The sequence below is a fragment of the Kitasatospora sp. NPDC048662 genome (genome assembly GCF_055587065.1).
This window is the reverse complement of sequence record NZ_JBVJHA010000012.1, coordinates 183,232-202,913: the sequence shown is the minus strand read 5'-3', so window position 1 is coordinate 202,913 and position 19,682 is coordinate 183,232. Positions and strand designations below refer to the sequence as shown.

General features: G+C 72.4%; 21 protein-coding genes and 1 pseudogene. 14 read left to right on the top strand and 8 right to left on the bottom strand.

Translation table 11 applies throughout. The features are described from left to right. Nucleotides 1–19: 19 nt before the first annotated feature. Nucleotides 20–760 (bottom strand): hypothetical protein, encoded by a 741-nt coding sequence (locus ACZ6R9_RS27595; RefSeq protein WP_465540954.1) that lies wholly within the window; start codon nt 758–760, stop codon nt 20–22. 79 nt (nt 761–839) lie between these two features. Here ACZ6R9_RS27595 and ACZ6R9_RS27590 point away from each other — a divergent pair, with 79 nt between their 5' ends. The 4 genes from ACZ6R9_RS27590 to ACZ6R9_RS27575 all read left to right on the top strand — a co-directional run bounded on the left by ACZ6R9_RS27590 (nt 840) and on the right by ACZ6R9_RS27575 (nt 4,075). After that, entirely contained in the window at nt 840–1,082 is a 243-nt protein-coding gene (locus tag ACZ6R9_RS27590; RefSeq protein WP_380481881.1) for a hypothetical protein, read from the top strand. Between the two features lie 31 nt (nt 1,083–1,113). Further along, nucleotides 1,114–1,893: an aminotransferase class IV gene (locus tag ACZ6R9_RS27585; protein WP_380481993.1), complete on the top strand. Its 780-nt coding sequence runs from the start codon at nt 1,114–1,116 to the stop codon at nt 1,891–1,893. Between the two features lie 155 nt (nt 1,894–2,048). Continuing rightward, nucleotides 2,049–3,671, top strand: coding sequence for a purple acid phosphatase family protein (locus ACZ6R9_RS27580; protein WP_465540952.1), 1,623 nt, complete (start codon nt 2,049–2,051; stop codon nt 3,669–3,671). A 71-nt stretch (nt 3,672–3,742) separates the two neighbouring features. Further along, a complete protein-coding gene (locus ACZ6R9_RS27575) occupies nt 3,743–4,075 on the top strand; it encodes a YnfA family protein (RefSeq protein ID WP_380481877.1) in 333 nt (110 codons plus the stop codon). A 273-nt stretch (nt 4,076–4,348) separates the two neighbouring features. Here the strand turns inward: ACZ6R9_RS27575 and ACZ6R9_RS27570 are convergent, their stop codons facing one another. Further along, on the bottom strand, nt 4,349–5,560 hold the full coding sequence (locus ACZ6R9_RS27570) for a pyridoxal phosphate-dependent aminotransferase (RefSeq protein ID WP_380481875.1): 1,212 nt from the start codon (nt 5,558–5,560) through the stop codon (nt 4,349–4,351). Nucleotides 5,561–5,659: 99 nt separating this feature from the next. On the opposite strand from ACZ6R9_RS27570, the pseudogene ACZ6R9_RS27565 reads away from it, so the two are divergent. From ACZ6R9_RS27565 to ACZ6R9_RS27535, 7 genes and pseudogenes are all read left to right on the top strand, one after another. Next, nucleotides 5,660–6,016, top strand: a pseudogene (locus ACZ6R9_RS27565) (winged helix-turn-helix transcriptional regulator); the annotation flags it as partial. Nucleotides 6,017–6,120: 104 nt separating this feature from the next. Then, entirely contained in the window at nt 6,121–6,603 is a 483-nt protein-coding gene (locus ACZ6R9_RS27560; protein WP_465540950.1) for a hypothetical protein, read from the top strand. Nucleotides 6,604–6,614: 11 nt separating this feature from the next. Then, a complete protein-coding gene (locus ACZ6R9_RS27555) occupies nt 6,615–7,127 on the top strand; it encodes a hypothetical protein (protein ID WP_465540948.1) in 513 nt (170 codons plus the stop codon). Nucleotides 7,128–7,239: 112 nt separating this feature from the next. Further along, nucleotides 7,240–8,301, top strand: a complete 1,062-nt coding sequence (locus tag ACZ6R9_RS27550) for a Dyp-type peroxidase (protein ID WP_380481869.1) — start codon at nt 7,240–7,242, stop codon at nt 8,299–8,301. Beyond that, the gene (locus tag ACZ6R9_RS27545) at nt 8,298–9,098 is read left to right on the top strand and encodes a family 1 encapsulin nanocompartment shell protein (RefSeq protein ID WP_380481867.1); all 801 of its coding nucleotides are present in this window, start codon (nt 8,298–8,300) and stop codon (nt 9,096–9,098) included. The genes ACZ6R9_RS27550 and ACZ6R9_RS27545 overlap by 4 nt, the downstream gene beginning before the upstream one ends. Nucleotides 9,099–9,237: 139 nt before the next feature. Then, a complete protein-coding gene (locus ACZ6R9_RS27540; RefSeq protein WP_465540944.1) occupies nt 9,238–10,491 on the top strand; it encodes a cytochrome P450 family protein in 1,254 nt (417 codons plus the stop codon). A 33-nt stretch (nt 10,492–10,524) separates the two neighbouring features. After that, entirely contained in the window at nt 10,525–11,295 is a 771-nt protein-coding gene (locus ACZ6R9_RS27535; protein ID WP_380481863.1) for an SGNH/GDSL hydrolase family protein, read from the top strand. A gap of 64 nt (nt 11,296–11,359) precedes the next feature. On the opposite strand, the gene ACZ6R9_RS27530 is transcribed toward ACZ6R9_RS27535, so the two are convergent. Both ACZ6R9_RS27530 and ACZ6R9_RS27525 read right to left on the bottom strand, forming a co-directional pair. Next, a complete protein-coding gene (locus tag ACZ6R9_RS27530; RefSeq protein ID WP_380481861.1) occupies nt 11,360–11,743 on the bottom strand; it encodes a PPOX class F420-dependent oxidoreductase in 384 nt (127 codons plus the stop codon). Between the two features lie 31 nt (nt 11,744–11,774). Continuing rightward, complete coding sequence (locus ACZ6R9_RS27525; RefSeq protein WP_380481859.1) at nt 11,775–13,055, bottom strand: glycosyltransferase 87 family protein; 1,281 nt, start codon at nt 13,053–13,055, stop codon at nt 11,775–11,777. Between the two features lie 226 nt (nt 13,056–13,281). Between ACZ6R9_RS27525 and ACZ6R9_RS27520 the strand changes: the two genes are divergently transcribed. The 3 genes from ACZ6R9_RS27520 to ACZ6R9_RS27510 all read left to right on the top strand — a co-directional run bounded on the left by ACZ6R9_RS27520 (nt 13,282) and on the right by ACZ6R9_RS27510 (nt 16,383). Then, nucleotides 13,282–15,600 (top strand): Tex family protein, encoded by a 2,319-nt coding sequence (locus ACZ6R9_RS27520; protein ID WP_380481991.1) that lies wholly within the window; start codon nt 13,282–13,284, stop codon nt 15,598–15,600. 187 nt (nt 15,601–15,787) lie between these two features. Further along, nucleotides 15,788–16,075, top strand: a complete 288-nt coding sequence (locus ACZ6R9_RS27515) for a hypothetical protein (protein WP_465540941.1) — start codon at nt 15,788–15,790, stop codon at nt 16,073–16,075. 2 nt (nt 16,076–16,077) lie between these two features. Beyond that, nucleotides 16,078–16,383, top strand: coding sequence for a hypothetical protein (locus ACZ6R9_RS27510; protein ID WP_465540939.1), 306 nt, complete (start codon nt 16,078–16,080; stop codon nt 16,381–16,383). A gap of 1 nt (nt 16,384) precedes the next feature. Here ACZ6R9_RS27510 and ACZ6R9_RS27505 read toward each other — a convergent pair whose 3' ends face one another. From ACZ6R9_RS27505 to ACZ6R9_RS27490, 4 genes are all read right to left on the bottom strand, one after another. Further along, a complete protein-coding gene (locus tag ACZ6R9_RS27505; protein WP_465540937.1) occupies nt 16,385–16,951 on the bottom strand; it encodes an NUDIX domain-containing protein in 567 nt (188 codons plus the stop codon). A 140-nt stretch (nt 16,952–17,091) separates the two neighbouring features. Beyond that, nucleotides 17,092–17,682 (bottom strand): hypothetical protein, encoded by a 591-nt coding sequence (locus tag ACZ6R9_RS27500; protein ID WP_465540935.1) that lies wholly within the window; start codon nt 17,680–17,682, stop codon nt 17,092–17,094. 2 nt (nt 17,683–17,684) lie between these two features. Further along, nucleotides 17,685–18,929, bottom strand: a complete 1,245-nt coding sequence (locus ACZ6R9_RS27495; protein ID WP_465540933.1) for a DUF7224 domain-containing protein — start codon at nt 18,927–18,929, stop codon at nt 17,685–17,687. Then, complete coding sequence (locus ACZ6R9_RS27490; protein ID WP_465540931.1) at nt 18,929–19,672, bottom strand: ATP-binding cassette domain-containing protein; 744 nt, start codon at nt 19,670–19,672, stop codon at nt 18,929–18,931. Before ACZ6R9_RS27490 ends, ACZ6R9_RS27495 begins: the two co-directional genes overlap by 1 nt. Nucleotides 19,673–19,682: the final 10 nt, after the last annotated feature.

Here is a 19,682-nt window from a genome sequence, read left to right as displayed (position 1 = left end):
ACGATTTCCCGTGGGCCGATCAGCTCTGCCCGGTCAGCCGAGCCAGCACGATCTTGGCCATGGTCTCGGCGCCGAGGGTGGACTCCGGGTCGAGGGCCAGCTCGCCGAGAACGGCGACCGCCGCGCCGAGGTCGCTGTGCTGGAGCAGCAGGGCCTTGTTGACCAGCAGCATGCCCCGGGTCTCCCCGTCCGGGTCCCCCGCCAGCCCGCGCTCCAGCGCGGCCAACTGCTCGTCCGGATCGGTCAGCAGCGCGGCCAGTTCCTTCCAGGCCGGCGGGAAACCCGGGAAACGCTGCACGATGCCCTGGAGCAGCCCGCGCCGCTGCTCCGGATCCTCCAGCCACTCCAGTTGCAGGAACGCCTGGCTGAAACCGTCGAACAGCTCGCCGCGGAGCTCACGGCGCAGCATGTCCAGCGTGGTCTTGCAGGTGAAGAACCCGCGCGGCGCGAGCCGGTCCACCTCCGCGTACAACTCCTCGGCCCGCACGGCATCGCCCTGCAGCAGCACCGTGAACGCCGCGTCGTACGACGGATGCGGCCAGCCCGGCGCGAGCACCTGGGCCTGCTCCAGCAGCGCGAGCGCCGCCGCGTAGTCGCCGCGCTCACCGGCCTCCCGGCCCTCCTGGTGCAACAGCCGTGCCTGCGACGGTACTTCGCCACTCCCGACGAGCTCCCACCCCACCTGCCCGGTCACCCCGGCCAGCTCCTCCTCGGTGAGCTCCCGCCCTTCGGCATCCCTGAACACGACCCGTCCGGTCATCGGTAAACCCCCACCCATCGCTACGAATCCATCGCGCGAGGCTACCGGGCCCAGCGGGCAGCCGGCATCACGGCAGGACGTGGTCTCCGCGCAGTTGGTGCTGATCGCTTCGACCAACAGTGAGAGCGACAAGTCGGAGCTGGACCGGCTGTGGGCGCGGGCGGCCGGGGACGTGCTCGGGGTGGTGGAGGGGCCGGGGCGGGTCTCGCTGAGTGCGCGGTTCTCCTTGGAGCGGGCGCCGGGGATCCTCGGTGAGGTGTTCGGGGCGGAGGGGGTGTTCCGGATCGGGTGTCTCGGTGGGGTGCTGGTGTGTCGCCGCTGAGGAGAATGGGGGCGTGAACGAGGCGAGTGTGGTGGCGGAGTTGGATGGGCGGCCGGTGGCGGTCGGGGAGTTGCAGGGGTTGGCGCTGACGAACTATGGGCACTTCACCACGATGCTGGTGGAGGACGGCCGGGTGCGGGGGCTGGGGTTGCATCTGGGGCGGTTGGAGCGGGACTGCGAGGTGGTGTTCGGGGTGCGGCCGGACCGGGAGCGGGTGCGGGAGTTGGCCCGGCGGCAGGCTCCGGCGCGGGGGGCGGTGGTGTTGCGGGTGACGCTGTTCGATCCGGCGATGGATCTGGGGAGTGTCGGGGGGACGGCCAGTCCGAGGGTGCTGGTGACGGCCCGTCCGGCGGGCAGCGGGGTGCCGGGGCCGGTGCGGGTGCGGACGGTGCCGTACCGGCGGGATCTGCCGCAGGTGAAGAGCGTGGCGCTGTTCGGGGTGTTGCGGCAGCGCCGGCTCGCCCAGCAGGCCGGGTTCGACGACGCGCTGTTCGTGGACGCGGCGGGCGCCTTGACGGAGGGCGCGACGTGGAACGTCGGGTTCCTGCGCGGCGGTGAGGTGGTGTGGCCGCAGGGCGAGTACCTGACGGGCACGGCGATGACGCTGCTGCGCGAGGCGTGCGGCGGGGAATTCTCCAGGGTGGGGAAGGAACTGGCGGGCGTGGACGCGGTGTTCGCGACCAATGCGACGACCGGCGTGCGGGTGGTCTCGGCGGTGGACGGGCGGGAGTTCGACGTCCGGGAGGCCGAGGCGGCGGGGCTGGCGCGGTTGCGGGCGGCGTACCTGGAGCTGCCGGGCGACCCGCTGTGAGCAGCGACGACGCGCCATGATCGGGTCGGCGGGCACGCCCTGTCGGCGGCTTTGCCAACACATGGTCCGATCATGTGCTCGGCCAGACCGACACGATGACGCTCGTTCACCGAGCATCCGGATGGCGGCCACCGGCCACTGACAGTCTCCCGCGCATGGATATCCCCAACATGGGCGTGCCCGCCCGTCTGGCCGCTCGCATGAACATGGCCGAGCAGCACGAGTACCTGCGCAGCAAGCTCTCCCGCCGCACCCTGCTGCGCTCCAGCGCGGTGACGGTCGGCGCGCTGGCCGTCGGCGGGGCGCTGGGCTCCGGCACGGCGTTCGCCGACCCGGCCGCGAAGCAGGGCAGCGCGACGGACACGGTGTCCGGTTCGCTGGTGGCCCCGGTCGGCCGTCACCTGCAGTTCGGTGCCGAGGCCGACACCCAGATGCGGGTGTCCTGGCAGGTGCCGGCACCGGTGAAGAAGCCGTTCCTGCGCTTCGGCCGGCACCCGTGGGAGCTCAGCCACAAGATCGAGGCCGAGGTCCGGGCGCTGCACACCCCCGCGCTGGTCGACGGCGCCACTCCGGTCGACCAGTACTACCTGCATGTGGAGCTGAACCACCTTCAGCCCGGTACCACGTACTACTACGGCGTGGGCCACGAGGGTTTCGACCCGGCCTCGCAGCAGGCGATATCCACCCTGCAGACCTTCACCACCGCGCCCTCCCGCCACGGCCGCCGGGGCCGCCCGTTCGAGCCGTTCACCTTCACCGCCTTCGGCGACCAGGGCGTCTCCTCGCACGCGGCCGGCAACGACCACGTCATCCTGGCCCAGAAGCCGGTCTTCCACCTGCACGCCGGCGACATCTGCTACGCCGACCCGATGGGCCAGGGCAAGGACAGCGACAAGGTCGCGTTCAACGCGCTGACCTGGGACGCGTTCCTGGCGCAGACCGAGACGGTGGCGGCGAGGATCCCGTGGATGGTCTCCTACGGCAACCACGACATGGAGGCCTGGTACTCGCACAACGGGTACGGCGGCGACGACGCCCGCTTCACCCTGCCGAGCAACGGCCCGGACCCGCGAAAGGCGCCCGGCGTCTACGCGTTCAGCTACGGCAACGTGGGTGTCATCTCGCTGGACGCCAACGACGTGTCCTACGAGATCCCGGCCAACCTGGGCATCACCGCGGGCCGCCAGACCGAGTGGCTGGAGCGCAAGCTGCGCGAGCTGCGGGCGGACGACGGGATCGACTTCGTGGTGGTGTTCTTCCACCACTGCGCGTTCTCCACCACCCACCAGCACGCCTCCGACGGCGGTGTCCGGGACGCCTGGGTGCCGCTGTTCGAGAAGTACCGGGTGGACCTGGTCATCAATGGCCACAACCACGTGTACGAGCGCACCGACGCGATCCTCGGCAACAAGGTCAACAAGGCGGTGCCGAGCGGCGCGAGCATCGACCCGGCCAAGGACGGCGTGGTGTACGTGACCGCCGGCGCGGCCGGTCGCAGCCTGTACTCGTTCGACGCCCCCGACACCTACGAGGGCCACGAGAACCACCAGGACGAGGTGGTCACCTACCACTTCGACAAGGGCAGCGTGAAGGTCGCGGAGACCGTGCAGTGGTCGCGGGTCCGCTACACCGGCTACTCCTTCATCAAGGTGGACGTCACCCCGGCGCACCGCGGCGCGACCAGCACCATGAAGGTCACCGCGCTGGCCGAGAACGGCACCCAGATCGACCACTACTCGATCACCCGCCGCGCGGGCCGCAGCGAGCACGGCCACTGACGCCCCCGTGCGTCGCGTCGCCCCCGGGCCCGGTGCTGTCGGGTCCGGGGGCGCGGCCCTAGGGTGGCTCGGTGAGTACCGCCCGTTCGATCGTGTTGTTCGCCGTGGCCGCGTTGCTGGAGATCGGCGGCTGCTGGCTGGTCTGGCAGTCCGTCCGCGAGTCCCGCCCCTGGTGGCTGGCCGGTCTCGGCGTCCTCGCCCTCGGGCTCTACGGCTTCACCGCCGCCCTCCAGCCCGACGCCAACTTCGGCCGGGTGCTGGCCGCGTACGGCGGCGTCTTCGTGGCGGGCTCCCTGCTGTGGGGCGTCGTGGTGGACGGCTTCCGCCCCACCCGCTGGGACGTGTTCGGCGCGCTGATCTGCCTGGCGGGCGTCGGCGTGATCATGTATGGCCCGCGCCGCTGAGCGGGCCTCAGCCCGCCACCCACCGCCAGCCGTTCTTGTCCTCGCACCGGATGGTCCGCCCCGAGGCGTCCGTGCCCGACACCCCGTGATCCGAGGCCCGGCAGTACTGACCGGCCTTGTAGCAGTTCCCCGCCCAGAGGCTTGGCGCTGGTCGTCCCGGCGCGGGCGACGGGGTCGTGGGCGCGCTGCTGCTGGTGCCCAGACCCCGTTCCGGCCGTTCGGCGGGCGCTGAGCCGGGCTGGGGGTGGGACTTCGCCGGGGGGCGGGCCGCTGCTACTGGCGGTAGGTGGCCAGGAAGCGGCCGATCCGGTTGATGGCCGTCTCCAGGTCGTCGGCGCGGGGGAGGGTGACGAAGCGGAAGTGGTCGGGGCGGGGCCAGTTGAAGCCGGTGCCCTGGACGATGTGGATCTTCTCGCGGAGCAGCAGGTCGAGGACGAAGCGCTCGTCGTCGACGATCCGGTGCACGGCGGGGTCGAGTTTGGCGAAGGCGTAGAGCGCGCCGCGGGGCTTGACGCAGGAGACGCCGGGGATCTCGTTGAGCGCCCGCCAGGTGACGTCCCGCTGTTCGGTGAGGCGGCCGTTGGGGAGCACGAGGTCGTTGATGGACTGCCGGCCGCCGAGCGCGGCCTGGACGGCGTACTGGGCGGGCACGTTGGGGCACAGGCGCATGCCGGCCAGCATGGTGAGGCCTTCGAGGTAGTCCTTGGCCTGCCGCTTGGGGCCGGAGACGAGCAGCCAGCCGCTGCGGAAGCCGGCCACCCGGTAGGCCTTGGACAGGCCGTTGAAGGTGAGGGTGAGGACGTCGTCGGCGAGGGCGGCCAGGCAGTGGTGCTCGGCGCCGTCGTAGAGGATCTTGTCGTAGATCTCGTCGGCGAAGACCAGCAGCTTGTGGCGGCGCGCCAGGTCGAGCAGGCCTTCGAGGAGTTCCTTCGGGTAGACCGCGCCGGTCGGGTTGTTCGGGTTGATCACCACGATGGCCTTGGTGCGGTCGGTGATCTTCGCGGCGATGTCGTCCAGGTCCGGGTACCAGTCGGACTCCTCGTCGCACAGGTAGTGCACCGCCTTGCCGCCGGCGAAGGTCACCACGGCCGTCCAGAGCGGGTAGTCCGGCATCGGGACGAGCACCTCGTCGCCGTCGTCGACCAGCGCCTGCACGCTCATCTGGATCAGCTCGGAGACGCCGTTGCCGAGGTACACGTCGTCCACGGTGACGTTCGGGACGCCGCGCTGCTGGTAGTACTGCACCACGGCGCGGCGGGCCGGCAGGATGCCGCGGGAGTCGCTGTAGCCGTGCGCGTTGGTGAGGTTGCGGATGATGTCCTGGACGATCTCCTCGGGCGCCTCGAAGCCGAACGGCGCCGGGTTGCCGGTGTTCAGCCGGAGCACACTGTGGCCGGCTTCTTCCAGGGCGTTGGCGGTGTCGACGACCGGGCCACGGATCTCGTAGCACACGTCTTTCAGCTTGCTGGACTGGCGAAACTCCATCAGCGGCCTCCCGACCCGTCACCGAGCCCCTGCGGCCGGCTTGCTTCGTTCTACCAAGTGAGGACTTGGAAAGTCCAACCTCTTGGCTATGCTGACGGCATGCCACGCCGAAGCTACGACCAGTACTGCGCCGTCGCCCGCGCCCTGGACGCGGTCGGGGAGCGCTGGAGCCTCCTGATCGTCCGTGAACTCCTCGGCGGACCGCGCCGCTACACCGACCTGCACGCCGACCTGCCGGGCGTCTCCACCGACATCCTGGCCACCCGCCTCAAGCAGCTGGAGGCCGAAGGGCTGGTCGAGCGCCGCCGCCTGGAGCGCCCCGCCAACGCCACCGTCTACGAACTCACCGGCCGCGGCACCGAACTGCGCCCCGTCATCGAGGCGCTCGCCCACTGGGGCACCCCCGAACTCGGCGACCCGCGCCCGACCGATGCCGTCCGCGGTCACTGGTACGCCGCCAAGTAGGTGCGGCGGCAGTGGAGTCGGGCGCGCCCGGGCGCGCCCACAGCTGGACGGGCGGCGGATCGGCCCAATAGCCGCACACTGTCGGGGAGTTGTGCTTGGCTGCGGTCATGGACGACTCCTCGCGCATGTGGATCACCGCCGTACCGCCGTTCGGCCCGGACGAGATCGGAGTGCTGCTCGCACTGGACGGCGAGTCCGCCGATTCCGGCGAACAGGCCGCCCTCCGTCTGCTCGACCGGGGCCATGAGGGCGAGGAGGGTGTCTTCTACCTGCTGCCCTTCGACCTCTCCGCCCGCTACACCCGCACCGGCGACCGGCTGGCCGTCGCGCTGGTCGCCCCGCGCGCCGTGCTCGACGAGGAACTCGTCGGAGCCGGCGGGCAGTTGGGCGAGGGCGCGGACGAGTGGGTGACGCTGCTGCGCCGCGAACTGGTCACCGACTTCGAGCCCGCCGAGCAGGACGGCGAGAAGCAGGCCGTCCTGCTGATCGACCACCTCGGGCCGGTGCGTACGCTGGACGAACTGTTCGCCCGGTTCGAGGTCGGGGACTCGGGCATCGCGGTGCTCAACGCCCAGTAGCAGGAGGGGACATGCCGGAGACCGACCGTTCACGCGCGCTGGGCGGACTGGTGGCGGCGACGGTCGGGACGGGCCTGGGGCTGACCCTGATCCTGCTGGCCTGGGGCGGCGCGGCACTGTTCGGCGACGGCGGCTTCCCGTCCGGCCTGCAGGCCCTGGTGCTCCTCCCGGCGGGCGGCCAGCTGAGGTTGCTGTGGGACCGCCGGTCCGTGAACCGGCGGCCCGCCGCGCTGGTCGCACTGCTTCTGCTCCTGCTGATCGTGGTGCTGGCGACCGCCGTCGGCGATCTCTGGGCCGAGGACGCGGACGACGGGGTGGACTTCGCGCGACTGCTGCTCGGCTACGTCCCGGGAATGCTGCTGACCGGCGCGGTCTTCGGGGCGCTGGCCGGCGAGTACGTCGACGAACCGGGCCGCCACTGGCTGCGGTTCACCGGCCGCGGCCGCCGCTTCCATCTCGCCGTGTACGGCGGCCTGTTCGCGCTGCTGGTGCTGACCGCGGCCGCGATCGGGGCGTCCGGCTGACACCGGCCGACAGCGGAGGGGACACGCCCGATCGGGGCGTTATCGCGGGTTCTCGCACCTTTTGCCCGGTATGGTCGGCGGGCGTCCGAACGTCCCCATGGGAGCATCCGCCATGCCGCAGCCCCAACCGGTTCTCGCCGATCTGACCGGGGCCGCCGTGTTCCTGGTGCTCGCGATCGAGGAGGGCGGCGAGCAGACCGTCCGCGACCTGCTGCCCGACCTCGGCGGACTGACCCGCTCGGTCGGCAGCCGCGCCCCGCACGACGGACTGGCGCTGGTCGTCGGCATCGGCTCGGACGCCTGGGACCGCCTGTTCGCCGGCCCCCGCCCCGCCCGGCTGCACCCCTTCGAGGAACTGGCCGGCTCCCGGCACCTCGCCCCCGCCACCCCCGGTGACCTGCTGCTGCACGTCCGCGCCGAACGCATGGACCTGTGCTTCGAGTTGACCACCCGGATCACCGGACGGCTCGGCGCCGCGGTGAGCGTCCTCGACGAGACCCAGGGCTTCCGGTACTTCGACTGCCGCGACCTGATCGGCTTCGTCGACGGCACCGAGAACCCGGTCGGCCAGGGCGCCGCCGAGGCCGTACTGATCGGCGAGGAGGACCCGGGATTCGCCGGCGGCTCGTACGTCATCGTGCAGAAGTACCTGCACGACATGGACGGTTGGAACGCGCTCAGCACCGAACGGCAGGAACTGATCATCGGGCGCACCAAGCTCGACAACCTCGAACTGGACGACGCCACCAAACCCGCCGACTCGCACGTCGCACTGAACACCGTCACCGGGCCGGACGGCGAGGGGCTGGACATCTGGCGGCTGAACATGCCGTTCGGCTCGTTCGGCGAAGGCGGCGAGTGCGGCACCTACTTCATCGGCTACGCCCGCGACCCGTGGGTGACCGAGGAGATGCTCCGCAACATGTTCCTCGGCCGCGGGCCCGCCACCCACGACCGGCTGCTGGACTTCTCGACCCCCGTCACCGGGACCCTCTTCCACGTCCCGAGCATGGAATTCCTGAGCGACCCGCCGCCCGCGCCCGGTACCCCCGAAGCCACCCGCGCATGGGCCGGCGCCCCGTCGGCACCGCAGTCACCGGCACCGCCCGCACCCCCGGCGGACCGGGACGGCAGTCTCCACATCGGCAGCCTGAAGAGGAGTCCCGCACCGTGAACAACCTGCACCGCGAGCTGGCGCCCGTCTCCGCCGCCGCCTGGGCCGAGATCGAGGAGGAGGCCCGGCGCACCTTCACCCTGCACCTGGCCGGCCGCCGGGTGATCGACCTGCTCGGCCCCGACGGCCCGGAACTCGCCGCGATCGGCACCGGCCACCTCGCCGACATCGCCGCCCCCTCCAACGGCGTCCAGGCCCGCGCCCGGGAATGCCGGGCACTGGTCGAACTGCGCGTCCCGTTCACCGTCACCCGGGCCGCCGTGGACGACGTCGAACGCGGCTCCAAGGACTCCGACTGGGACCCGGTCAAGGACGCCGCCCGCGCCATCGCCCTCGCCGAGGACCGTGCCGTCTTCGACGGCTACCCCGCCGCCGGCATCACCGGCATCCGGGACGGCTCCAGCAACCACCCCGTCGCCCTGCCCGCCGACGTCCGCGAGTACCCCAACGCCGTCAGCCGCGGCCTCACCGCGCTGCGCCTGGCCGGCGTCGGCGGCCCCTACTCGCTGCTGCTCGGCGCCGACACCTTCACCGCCGTCAACGAGACCTCCGACCACGGCTACCCCGTCCACAACCACCTCGCCCGCCTGCTCGACGGCGACATCATCTGGGCCCCCGCCGTCGAGGGCGCCATCCTGCTCTCCGCGCGCGGCGGCGACTTCGAACTCCACCTCGGCGAGGATCTCTCGATCGGCTACCTCTCCCATGACGACAGCACCGTCCACCTCTACCTCCAGGAGTCCCTCACCTTCCGGCTGCACACCCCCGAGGCCTCGGTGTCCCTCCTCTCCTCCTGATCAAGTGGCCTCTGCGGAACGGGAGTTGGCGAGAGGAGGGGTGGAATCAGGCCAATGGTGAAGGGAGGCTTCCGGGTGCCGGGCGGGGGTTGCACGATATGAGGCACGCAAGGGCGTTCGGTGATGAGGGGAGCACGCCGTGTCCGATCCTTCCGTTCCCAGGTGTCCGTTTCTCGACGCCACCGCAGGCGCGCCGCACGCGGAGGCCGCCGAACTGCGGGCCCAGGGTCCGGCGGTGCTGGTCGAGCTGCCGGGGCGGATCCGTGCCTGGTCGGTGACCAGGCACAGCGTGATCCAGGCGCTGACCACCGACCCGCGGGTCTCGCGGGACTTCCGCCGGCACTGGCCGGGCGTGGGGGAGGTGCCGGCCGGCTGGGTGCTGGGGTCGGTGGCCTTCCAGGACAGCCTGGTCAACCGGTACGGGGAGGAGCACCGCCGGGCCCGGGGCCGGATCGCCCCGAGCTTCCTGCCGCGCCGGGTGAAGCTGATGCGCCCGCAGGTGCAGGAGACCGCCGACCGGCTGGTGGCGGCGCTCGGCGCACTCGCGCCGGGCGAGCACGCCGACCTGCGGGCGGCGCTGGCGAGGCCGCTGACGATGACGGTGATCTGCGACCTGTTCGGCGTGCCCGAGCCGATGCGCGAGACGCTGGGCGGGCTGATCGACCGGGTGCTGGACTCCTCGGTGGCCGAGGACGTCGCACTGGCCGTGCAGACCGAACTCTACGAGCGCCTCGGCGAGTTGGCGGTGTACAAGCGGGCCAACCCGGGCGCCGACCTGACCAGCGACCTGCTGCTCTCCGACCGCCCGGGCGAACAGCCGCTGGCGGAACACGAGTTGGTCGGCACGCTGTTCACGATGATCGCCGCCGGCTTCGAGACGGCCGTCAACCTGATCGCCAGCGCCGCGCTGGAACTGCTCACCCACCCCGGGCAACTGGCCCGGCTGCGGGCGGGCGGGATCGACTGGACGGACGTGATCGAGGAGACGCTGCGGGTGGAAGGCCCCATCATGTACGTCCCGCTGCGGTACGCGCTGGAGGACATCGACCTCGGCGAGGGCGTGCTGATCGCCAAGGGCGACCCGATCATGGTCGGATTCGCCGCCGCGGGCCGGGACCCGCAGGTGCACCCGGACCGCCCGGACGAGTTCGACCCGGCCCGGGCGGACAAGAGCCACCTGGCGTTCGGCCACGGCCCGCACTTCTGCGTCGGCGCGCCACTGGCCCGGCTGGAGGCGGAGGTGGCACTGAGCACCCTGTTCGAGCGGCTGCCCGAGCTGGCCCTGGCCGAACCGGGTCAGCGGCCCGCCCGCGTCCCGTCGCTGATCGTCAACGGACCGGAGGCCGTGGACGTGGTGCCCCGGCCCCGGACCGCCCCGGTGACGCCTGGGTAGGGTGAGGTCGCAGGAGCGAACCCAGGAGGCGGTGTGCGGCAGTACCGGGCGATGGTGGCGGTGGGGGACTCGTTCACCGAGGGGATGTGCGACGACGTCCTGCCGGACGGGGAGTTCCGGGGCTGGGCGGACCGGGTGGCCGCGGTGCTGGCGGCGGAGCAGGAGGGCTTCCGGTACGCGAACCTCGCCGTGCGCGGGAAGCTGATCGGCCAGATCCGCGACGAGCAGGTGGGCCTGGCGGCGGCGACCGACGCCGACCTGGTCACGCTGGCGGGCGGGCTGAACGACGTGCTGCGCCCGGGCTGCGACGTCGCCGAGGTGGAGCGGCGGCTCGGCCAGTGCGCGGCGGAACTGGTCACCGAGGGCCGCACCGTGGTGCTGTTCACCTCGACCGACCCGACCCGGCGGATGGCGGGCAGTGCGCGGCTGCTCCCGGCGATCCTGCGGATGAAGGCGTTCGCGGAGCGGACGGTGCGGCAGTACCCGGGCCGGATGGTGCTGGTCGACCTGTTCTCGGCACCCGCGTTCGACGACCGCCGGCTGTGGGCGGAGGACCGGCTGCACCTGTCGCCGGAGGGCCACCGCCGGGTCGCGCTGGCGGTGCTGGAGGCGCTCGGCCGCCCGTCCGAGGAGGACTGGCGGGCGCCGCTCGCCGAGCCCGACACCCGCACCCGGGGCCAGAAGGTGCGCGAGGACGCCCGCTGGCTGCGCACCCACGTCGGCCCCTGGATCGGTCGGCGGCTGCGCGGCCGCTCCTCCGGCGACGGGCGGCCCGCCAAGCGTCCCGAGCTGCTGCCGTACTGACCGGGGCCTGTCGGGCCGATCTTGCCGGGCGCCCGGCCGGACCGGCCCGGGGCGTGCGGCGGGGTCAGGAGAGCCGGATGGTGAGCCCGACGGTGCCGGACCTGCCGCGGCGCAGCCGGCTGCCGAGCCAGGTGAGCCAGAAGAGCAGCCGGTACTTGCGGGCGAGCAGCTTCCGGTAGCGCTCGGCGGTGGCCGGGTCGGCGATCGTCGCGGTGGCCGGCACGCTCTCGCCGGTGGGGTTGCCGCGCAGGTCGCACGGCCCGACCAGGACGTCCGCGCGCCGGCGGATCCGCTTGACCTTCCACGAGTCGGCGGCGGTCCACACCCCGAGGGTGTCGCCGTCGCGCACCATCCACACCGGGGTCGGCACGGCAGTGCCGTCCTTGCGGTAACTGGTGATCAGCAGGTAGCTGCCGGCGGCGAGCCGGTCCAATTCGGTGTCGGCCATGGCCGCGAGTGTACGGCCGGGGCGGGTGGGGTCAGGAGGTGCTGACCGGATCGGCGTCCGGCCGGGGCCCGGCGGGCGCGTCCGCAGTGCGGCGGCGGACCCGGGACGGGACGGTGGCCCGCCACAGCCGTCCGGCCGACCAGAGGCCCGCCGCCAGCAGCATCCCGTTGCGGGCCACGATCACCACGGTGGGCCGCCAGCCGCCGATCACCGCCGCGTCGAAGAACAGCGGGTAGTCGACGGTGGTCAGGCCGACCACCGGGATCAGCAGCAGCGCCACCGGCCGCTGGCAGGTGCCCTCGACGGACAGGCAGACGGCGGCCAGCCCGATCAGCCAGATCAGGTACTGCGGGGAGATCACCCGGCTGGTCAGGGTGAACAGCAGCACCGCGCTGAGCGCCGCGTCGTACGGGGTGGCGGCCGTCCAGTGGCGGGCGCGCAGCCGCCACAGCAGCAGCCAGCCGAACGCGGCGACGGTCAGCAGCAGGGACACCCGGGACGCCAGGTTCACGTACGGGCCCATGAACTCCATCGAGCCGTAGTGGAGCTCGACCCGGCCCGGCCAGCCGAACATCCGGGCCACCTGGAAGCCCGTGCCGCCCAGCGACTCGATCTCGACGCCGCGGGCGCGCTGCGCGTGCAGGAAGTCCAGGGCGTGGTCGAACAGCGCGGCCAGCACCAGCAGCAGGGCGAGCGCGGCGGCCGCCATCGCCGTCCAGGCCTGCCGGGTGGTGCGGCCGCGCGGGGTGCCGAGCACCGTCAGCGCCGGCCACACCTTGACCAGCGCGCCGATCCCGGCCAGCGCCCCCGCCAGCCGGGGCCGGGCGGGCAACAGCAGCAGCGCGACCATCGCCAGCGCGGTGACCGCCAGGTCGTAGCGGCCGTACGGCAGGCCGAGCAGCAGCGGCAGCGTCAGCGCCCACAGCCAGGCGCCGGAGGTGGAGCGGCCGGGCCGGCCCAGCGAGACCCGCAGCAGCGCGCACTGGGCCAGCGCGTCGGTGAGCAGCATCAGCAGCCAGAACGCCTGAAGGTACGTCAGGAACGGCAGCAGGTCGGGTGCGAGCATCGGCAGCGCCGCGCCCGGCGGGTACTGCCAGGTGACGTCGTTCACCGGGAAGCTGCCGGTGCGCAGCACCTCGGACCAGCCCTGGTACAGCCCCTCCACCTCGACGGGGGGCTCGGTCTTGCCCGAGCGGGCCAGACCGAGCATCAGCATCCGGCTGGCGATCCAGTACCCGGCCAGCGCGACGACCTCGCGGGGCCAGGTCGTGGGGCGGGTCCAGCGGATCGGCCGGGTGGGAACCTGCGCCACCGTGTCCTCCAGTGCGGTCGTACGACGGGGTCGGGCCTCCGTGCGAACTCCGACATATCAGACAAATCAGGCGCGGCTTGATCGGCGCCGGTGCGTGTCCGCGGACGTCCCCGGAACGCGGCACGCCCCGTGCGGCCACCCGGACGCCCGATAAACGTCCGCCGGACCTGCCAGAATGCACGGGCGAGAAGCGAAACCACCAGAAAGGGTGACCGGCATCGTGACCATGCCCGTCGAACGCAAGATCGCCGAGGAACTGGGCGTCCGCGAGAACCAGGTGCAGGCCGCCGTCGGCCTGCTCGACGGCGGAGCGACCGTCCCCTTCATCGCGCGCTACCGCAAGGAAGCCACCGGCGCCCTCGACGACACGCAGCTGCGCACCCTGGAGGAGCGGCTGCGCTACCTGCGCGAACTGGAGGAGCGCCGCACCGCCGTCCTGGAGTCCATCGACTCCCAGGGCAAGCTGGACGACAAACTGCGCGCCCAGATCCTCGCCGCCGACTCCAAGGCCCGCCTGGAGGACATCTACCTCCCGTACAAGCCCAAGCGGCGCACCAAGGCGCAGATCGCCCGCGAGGCCGGCCTCGAACCGCTGGCCGACACGCTGCTCGCCGACCCGACGCAGGACCCGGCCCTCCTCGCGGCCGGCTACGCGAACGAGCAGGTCGCCGACGCCGCCGCCGCGCTGGAGGGCGCCCGCGCGATCCTGGTCGAACGCTTCGGCGAGGACGCCGACCTGGTCGGCTCGCTGCGCACCCGGATGTGGACCCGCGGCCGGCTGGTCGCCAAGGTCCGCGACGGCAAGGAGCAGGACGGCGCCAAGTTCGCCGACTACTTCGACTTCGCCGAGCCGTACACCAAGCTGCCCTCGCACCGGATCCTGGCCATGCTGCGCGGCGAGAAGGAAGAGGTCCTCGACCTCGAACTCTCCCCGTACGACGGCGCGGAAGAGGCCGACCTGCCCGGCGCGAGCGACTACGAGCAGCGGATCGCCGCCCGGTTCGGCATCGCCGACCGCGGCCGGCCCGCCGACAAGTGGCTCACCGACACCGTCCGCTGGGCCTGGCGCACCCGCATCCTGGTCCGCCTCGGCATCGACCAGCGCACCCGGCTGCGCGCCGAGGCCGAGGACGAAGCCGTGCGGGTCTTCGCCGCCAACCTGCGCGACCTGCTGCTCGCCGCCCCCGCCGGCACCCGCGCCACCATGGGCCTCGACCCGGGCTTCCGCACCGGCGTCAAGGTCGCCGTCGTCGACGCCACCGGCAAGGTCGTCGCGCACGAGACGATCTACCCGCACCAGCCCGCCAACAAGTGGGACGCGGCGCTCGGTGTGCTGGCCCGGCTGGCCGCCGAGCACAAGGTGGACCTGGTGGCGATCGGCAACGGCACCGCCTCCCGGGAGACCGACCGCCTCGCCGCCGACCTGATCAAGCGTCACCCCGAGCTCGGGCTGACCAAGGTGATGGTCAGCGAGGCCGGCGCCTCCGTGTACTCCGCCTCCGCGTTCGCCGCCCAGGAACTGCCCGGCCTCGACGTCTCCATCCGCGGCGCCGTCTCCATCGCCCGCCGCCTGCAGGACCCGCTGGCCGAACTCGTCAAGATCGACCCCAAGTCGATCGGCGTCGGCCAGTACCAGCACGACCTGAGCGAACTCAAGCTCTCCCGCTCGCTGGACGCCGTCGTCGAGGACTGCGTCAACGCCGTCGGCGTGGACGTCAACACCGCCTCCGCGCCGCTGCTCACCCGGGTCTCCGGCATCACCGGCACGCTGGCCGACAACATCGTCGCCCACCGCGACGCGAACGGGCCGTTCCGGACCCGGCGGGCGCTCAAGGACGTCTCCCGGCTCGGCCCCAAGGCGTTCGAACAGTGCGCGGGCTTCCTGCGCATCGCCGACGGCGACGACCCGCTGGACGCCTCCGCGGTGCACCCCGAGGCCTACCCCGTGGTCCGCCGCATCCTCGCCGCGACGGGCGGCGAGCTCAGCTCGCTGATCGGCAACGGAGCGGTGCTGCGCGCGCTGCGGCCCGGCGACTTCGCCGATGACACCTTCGGCGTGCCGACCGTCACCGACATCCTCGGCGAACTCGACAAGCCCGGCCGCGACCCGCGGCCCGCGTTCCAGACCGCCAGCTTCAAGGACGGCGTGGAGAAGATCTCCGACCTGGAGATCGGCATGATCCTGGAAGGCGTGGTCACCAACGTCGCCGCGTTCGGCGCCTTCGTCGACATCGGCGTCCACCAGGACGGCCTGGTGCACGTCTCCGCGCTCTCCAGGAACTTCGTCAAGGACCCGCGCGAGGTGGTCAAGCCCGGCGACATCGTCCGCGCCAAGGTCACCGCCGTGGACGTCCAGCGCAAGCGCATCGGCCTCACGCTGCGCCTCGACGAGGAGACCCGGCCTGCCGCCGGCCCCCGCGAGACCGGCAACCGCCGCGACTCCCGCCCACCGCGCCAGGACCGCCGCCAGTCCGACCGCACCCCGCCCCCGCCCGCCAACTCCGCCATGGCCGACGCCCTCCGCCGCGCGGGCCTGGGCAAGTAGCAGCACAGCCGGTGCACGAAGCATGCAGGTTTCGGGCACCGGCTGCCTCTCGCAGGCTCAAAATTCGAGCCTCCCGGGCTCACACAGCAAGCCCTTGGGGCTCACAACGCAAGCTTTCCGGGCTCACCGTTTACGCTTTCCAGGCCATACTGGAGGCCCGGCCGGGCAAACCGTCGAGGAGGTTCGCGTGAGCGCTCAACCGCACCACCACGCCGGTGCGAGCCCCGAGATCCCCCGTACCCCGGACAGCATCGCGGCCGCGCTCTCGCCGAGCAGGCGTATGCAGTTCCGCGTAGAGCTGGGGCGCACCGCCACCGGCGAGGCGTTCGAGCGCCTGCTGGAGGTCTGGTGGTGTCGGGCCACCCTGGACCGGCGCGGCGGGCGCGAGGCCCGAACTGCCGCCGTCCGCGCCGGTACACTCCCGCTGGGCTCCTGGGATTCCCTCCGGAGCCGGAGGGAGAACCGGGAGGGTTAGAGGTGGAGGAGGAGTTCGACGCCGCAGACCTGTGGCCCGTCGAGCCCTCGCTGGAGGTCGAGGACCTCCTGCTGGCCGCGCCGGACTCGCTCTACCACGCCCTGCTGGCCGTGCAACTGCGTCTCATGCGAGACCCGTGGGACGGGGCCAGTTCGTCGATTGGGGACGACCCTCACACCCGTGACATTCCGCTCGACGGGCATGCTGCCTTGGTCGAGTACGAGATCGTCAATGGCCCCCATCGCCATGTGGTCATCACTGCCGTTCAGTGGTGGCACACCGACTTCCGGGACGGGAACCCCTTCTGAATCAGCTCGTGGCGCGGGATTCCGTTGCCAGGGCGACCAGTTCGGGCCACCAGGGGTCGCGGTGGTGGGTGAGGAGGCGTTGGGCCTCTTCGGGGGTGGTGAGGCGGACTTCGAGGACCTGTTCGCCGTCGGCGGGGTTGGTGGGGGCGGAGTCGACGAGGACTTCGGCCCAGCCCCAGAGCCAGGCCTTGACGGGGTGGGGCTGCCAGGGGCGGTAGGGGGTGGGGCCCTCGGAGACGGCGAGGTGGTGGCCGATCCAGGTCGGGGGGCCGGTGAGGCGGGCGCCGGCCTCCTCGCGCAGTTCGCGGGCCAGGCAGGATTCGATGCTCTCGGCGGCCTCGCGGGTGCCGCCGGGCAGGAACCAGTGGCCGCGTACGTCGCGGCAGAGGACCACGCGGCCCTCGCTGAAACCCACCAGGTGGATGTTGGTGACCAGTTCGTCCGGCGGCAGCTCCGTGGTGAACTGCGCGTCGATGCCGCCCCACTCCCAGCGCTGCGGCGCGTGGAGGGCCGGGAACCTGGCCGCGACCGCGGCTCTGTCGTCTGCTCTGGGTGTGGTGTCCGTCATCGATCGATCGTAGTCCCGAGTGGGCGGAACCGGACCCGGGCGGTCAACAAATCGGACGGAACGTCACCCTCCAGTGGACTGACGTCAATTCGCCGCACCGGGAGGTCACTCGGTGGTGGCCTCCCGGTCGCTCCGACGGTTCAGCTCGTGGCGAGATCCGCCCGCCGCGACCACTCCAGCGGGCCGCGCCACAGCAGCAGGAGACCCACCAGCAGCAGCACCAGCACCTCCAGCGCGGCGGGCACCGAACCGGCGGGCAGGAACGGCCACGCCCAGACCCGCGGGACGCCGGCCCGGATCCCCAACGAGGCGCAGACGAACGGGAACACGGAGATCACCAGGCCCGCCGTCAGCACCCCCGCGCACCAGCGGACGATCAGCGCCAGCCCCAGGTAGCCGGCGAAGTCCCGGGCCACCATCACCCCGGTCGCCGAGTGGAACCCGGCGGCGCCCGCCACCGCCGTCGCCCCGAGCACCGCGGCCACGTCCAGCAGCGGGACGCGGCGCACCGCCGTCCGTTCGACGGCCGCGTCGGCCCGCCCGTAGCCGTACAGGAACAGGCAGACCGGGATCAGCGGCAGCAGGAAGGCCATCGGCAGGGGGAAGGAGATCCCGCCCACCACGATCGGGACCGGCACCACGATCGACCGGGCCTGCGAGCCCAGCAGCACCGCCAGCACGGTGCCGGCCAGCACCGCCGGGAGCGCCCGTACGCGCAACCACCAGAGCACGGCTACCCCCGTCCCGGCGCGTCGGCGAGGTAGTGGCCCGGGTCCAGGTCCGGAGTCCGGTCGCAGGACGTCAGGGTCTCCGCATTGCGCTGGAACCAGGCGAGTTGGGCCTCGGCCGGGGCCGCGACGACCCGGCTGACCAACTGGGCGTCGTCCGGGCGGAGCTTGCCCTTCAGGTCCTTGAGCGCGCCGCCCGCGCTGACCGTCAGCCAGGCGTTGACCGGCCCGACGGCGCGGGAGCCCGGCCATGCGCCGCCGCGGGCGCAGTCCGGCACGGTGTGGGTGACGGCGGAGCGGGCGACCGCGTTGACCACCTCGCCCCGCGAGGGGCGCGCGGAGAGCAGGGTCAGCCGGCCGGAGCCCTGCACGCCCGCGGCGGCGAGTTGCGCGTGCGCCTGGTCCGCCCAGGCCCGGATGTCGGCCCCGGCCTCGCGCTGCTCCGGCCACAGGCACAGCTGCGGACGTCCGGAGTCGCACCGCAGCAGGCTCTCGTCCCGGGCCACCGACGCCTGGTACCCGAGCGGCATCGCGACCAGCGATCCGGCGGTCAGCGCGGCCGCGACGGCGAGCGCCGAGGCCGCCCGCAGCAGCCAGGCCGTCCCGGCGAGCCACAGCAGGGCGCCCGCGATCACGCCGAGGGCGACCAGGCCGGCCGCGGCGAGAGCCCGGTACGACACCTGCTGGTCGAGCGCGCAGCACTCGGAGAAGTTGTGACCGTTCAACTGCCGGACCCAGAGCGTGTTCAGCGAGGCCGGGTAGGCCATCCACACGAAGCTCGTCACGGTGACCAGCGGCACCGCCAGCAGAGTCGGCAGCGAGTGGCCGGCGGCGTACCCGAGGGCGGTGTGGGCCGCCACCACGAGCAGTTCGGAGCCCAGGATCGACAGCGTCGGCCCGCCCGGCGACCCGGCGGCCTCCGGCGCCAGCAGCGCGAGCGGCAGCAGCACGGCGATCAGGCCCATCGCGAGGACGGGCAGCATCCGCCAGGCCGCGATCGCCGCCGCCGACCTGACGGGCGCCCCGTCCAGCACCCGGGAGGCCCGCACCCGGGCGCCCTCCCAGGCGGCGCACGCGGCGCAGGCCGGGGCGGTGAAGCCCAGCAGGAACGAGCTCTGGGCTGTGACGGACTCCCAATAGCCCTGCACCACCCAGGCGTTGACGTTGCCGATGTACGCCACCACCCAGATCAGCAGCGCCGGGGCGACCCGCAGCGCGATCGAGGTACGCAGCAGGGTGGACCAGCGCATCACGCCTCCTCGACGACGAGTTCGGAGTACGCGGCCTCGGCCCGGCGCTCCTCGGACACCGTGGCCGGCACCCGGCCGAGGAACTCCGCGATGGAGCCCTGGTACCTGACCTGTCCCTGGTCGAGGACGACCACGCTGCGGTAACTCGCGGCCAAGTCCTCGGTCTGATGGGTCGACACGATGAAGCTCACGGTGTCCTGGAGTTCGGCGAGCAGCTTGCGGAAGGCCGAGCGCTGCGCCGGGTCGAGACCGGCGGTGGGCTCGTCGAGCAGCACCACCTCCGCGTCGTGCACCAGCGCCTGCGCGATGCCGAGGCGGCGGAGCTGCCCGCCGGAGAGTTCGGTGCTGCGGCGGTCGGCGAGCTGGGTCAGCCGGACCTTCGCGAGGGCGGCGGCCGAGGCGTCCCAGGCCGCGCCGCGGTCCATGCCCTTGAGCCAGCCGCCGTACGCGACCTGCTCGCGGACCTTGAGCCCGGCCACCGGGCGGACCTGCTGCGGGAGCCAGCCGACCTTGCGCCGGTACGCCCGGACGGCCGACCGGCCGTTGACGGTGACGTCTCCCAGGCTGATTTCGCCGGCCTTCGGTTTCAGCGCCGTGGCGGCAATTCCCATCAGCGTCGATTTTCCGGCGCCGTTGGGCCCGAGCAGCACGGTTGCCCCGGGTTCGAAGGAGATGCTCAACTGCTCGATGACCGGCATCCCGCGGCGATAACTGAACGAGCAGTTCGAAATCTTGATCGGCATGGCATTCCGT

Coding starts and splice junctions, on each gene's coding strand:
- ACZ6R9_RS27495 (WP_465540933.1), bottom strand. CDS start 18,929: ATGCGCTGGTCCACCCTGCTGCGTACCTCGATCGCGCTGCGGGTCGCC.
- ACZ6R9_RS27550 (WP_380481869.1), top strand. CDS start 7,240: ATGCCGCAGCCCCAACCGGTTCTCGCCGATCTGACCGGGGCCGCCGTG.
- ACZ6R9_RS27530 (WP_380481861.1), bottom strand. CDS start 11,743: ATGGCCGACACCGAATTGGACCGGCTCGCCGCCGGCAGCTACCTGCTG.
- ACZ6R9_RS27555 (WP_465540948.1), top strand. CDS start 6,615: ATGCCGGAGACCGACCGTTCACGCGCGCTGGGCGGACTGGTGGCGGCG.
- ACZ6R9_RS27520 (WP_380481991.1), top strand. CDS start 13,282: ATGCCCGTCGAACGCAAGATCGCCGAGGAACTGGGCGTCCGCGAGAAC.
- ACZ6R9_RS27490 (WP_465540931.1), bottom strand. CDS start 19,672: ATGCCGATCAAGATTTCGAACTGCTCGTTCAGTTATCGCCGCGGGATG.
- ACZ6R9_RS27595 (WP_465540954.1), bottom strand. CDS start 760: ATGACCGGACGGGTCGTGTTCAGGGATGCCGAAGGGCGGGAGCTCACC.
- ACZ6R9_RS27505 (WP_465540937.1), bottom strand. CDS start 16,951: ATGACGGACACCACACCCAGAGCAGACGACAGAGCCGCGGTCGCGGCC.
- ACZ6R9_RS27580 (WP_465540952.1), top strand. CDS start 2,049: ATGGATATCCCCAACATGGGCGTGCCCGCCCGTCTGGCCGCTCGCATG.
- ACZ6R9_RS27570 (WP_380481875.1), bottom strand. CDS start 5,560: ATGGAGTTTCGCCAGTCCAGCAAGCTGAAAGACGTGTGCTACGAGATC.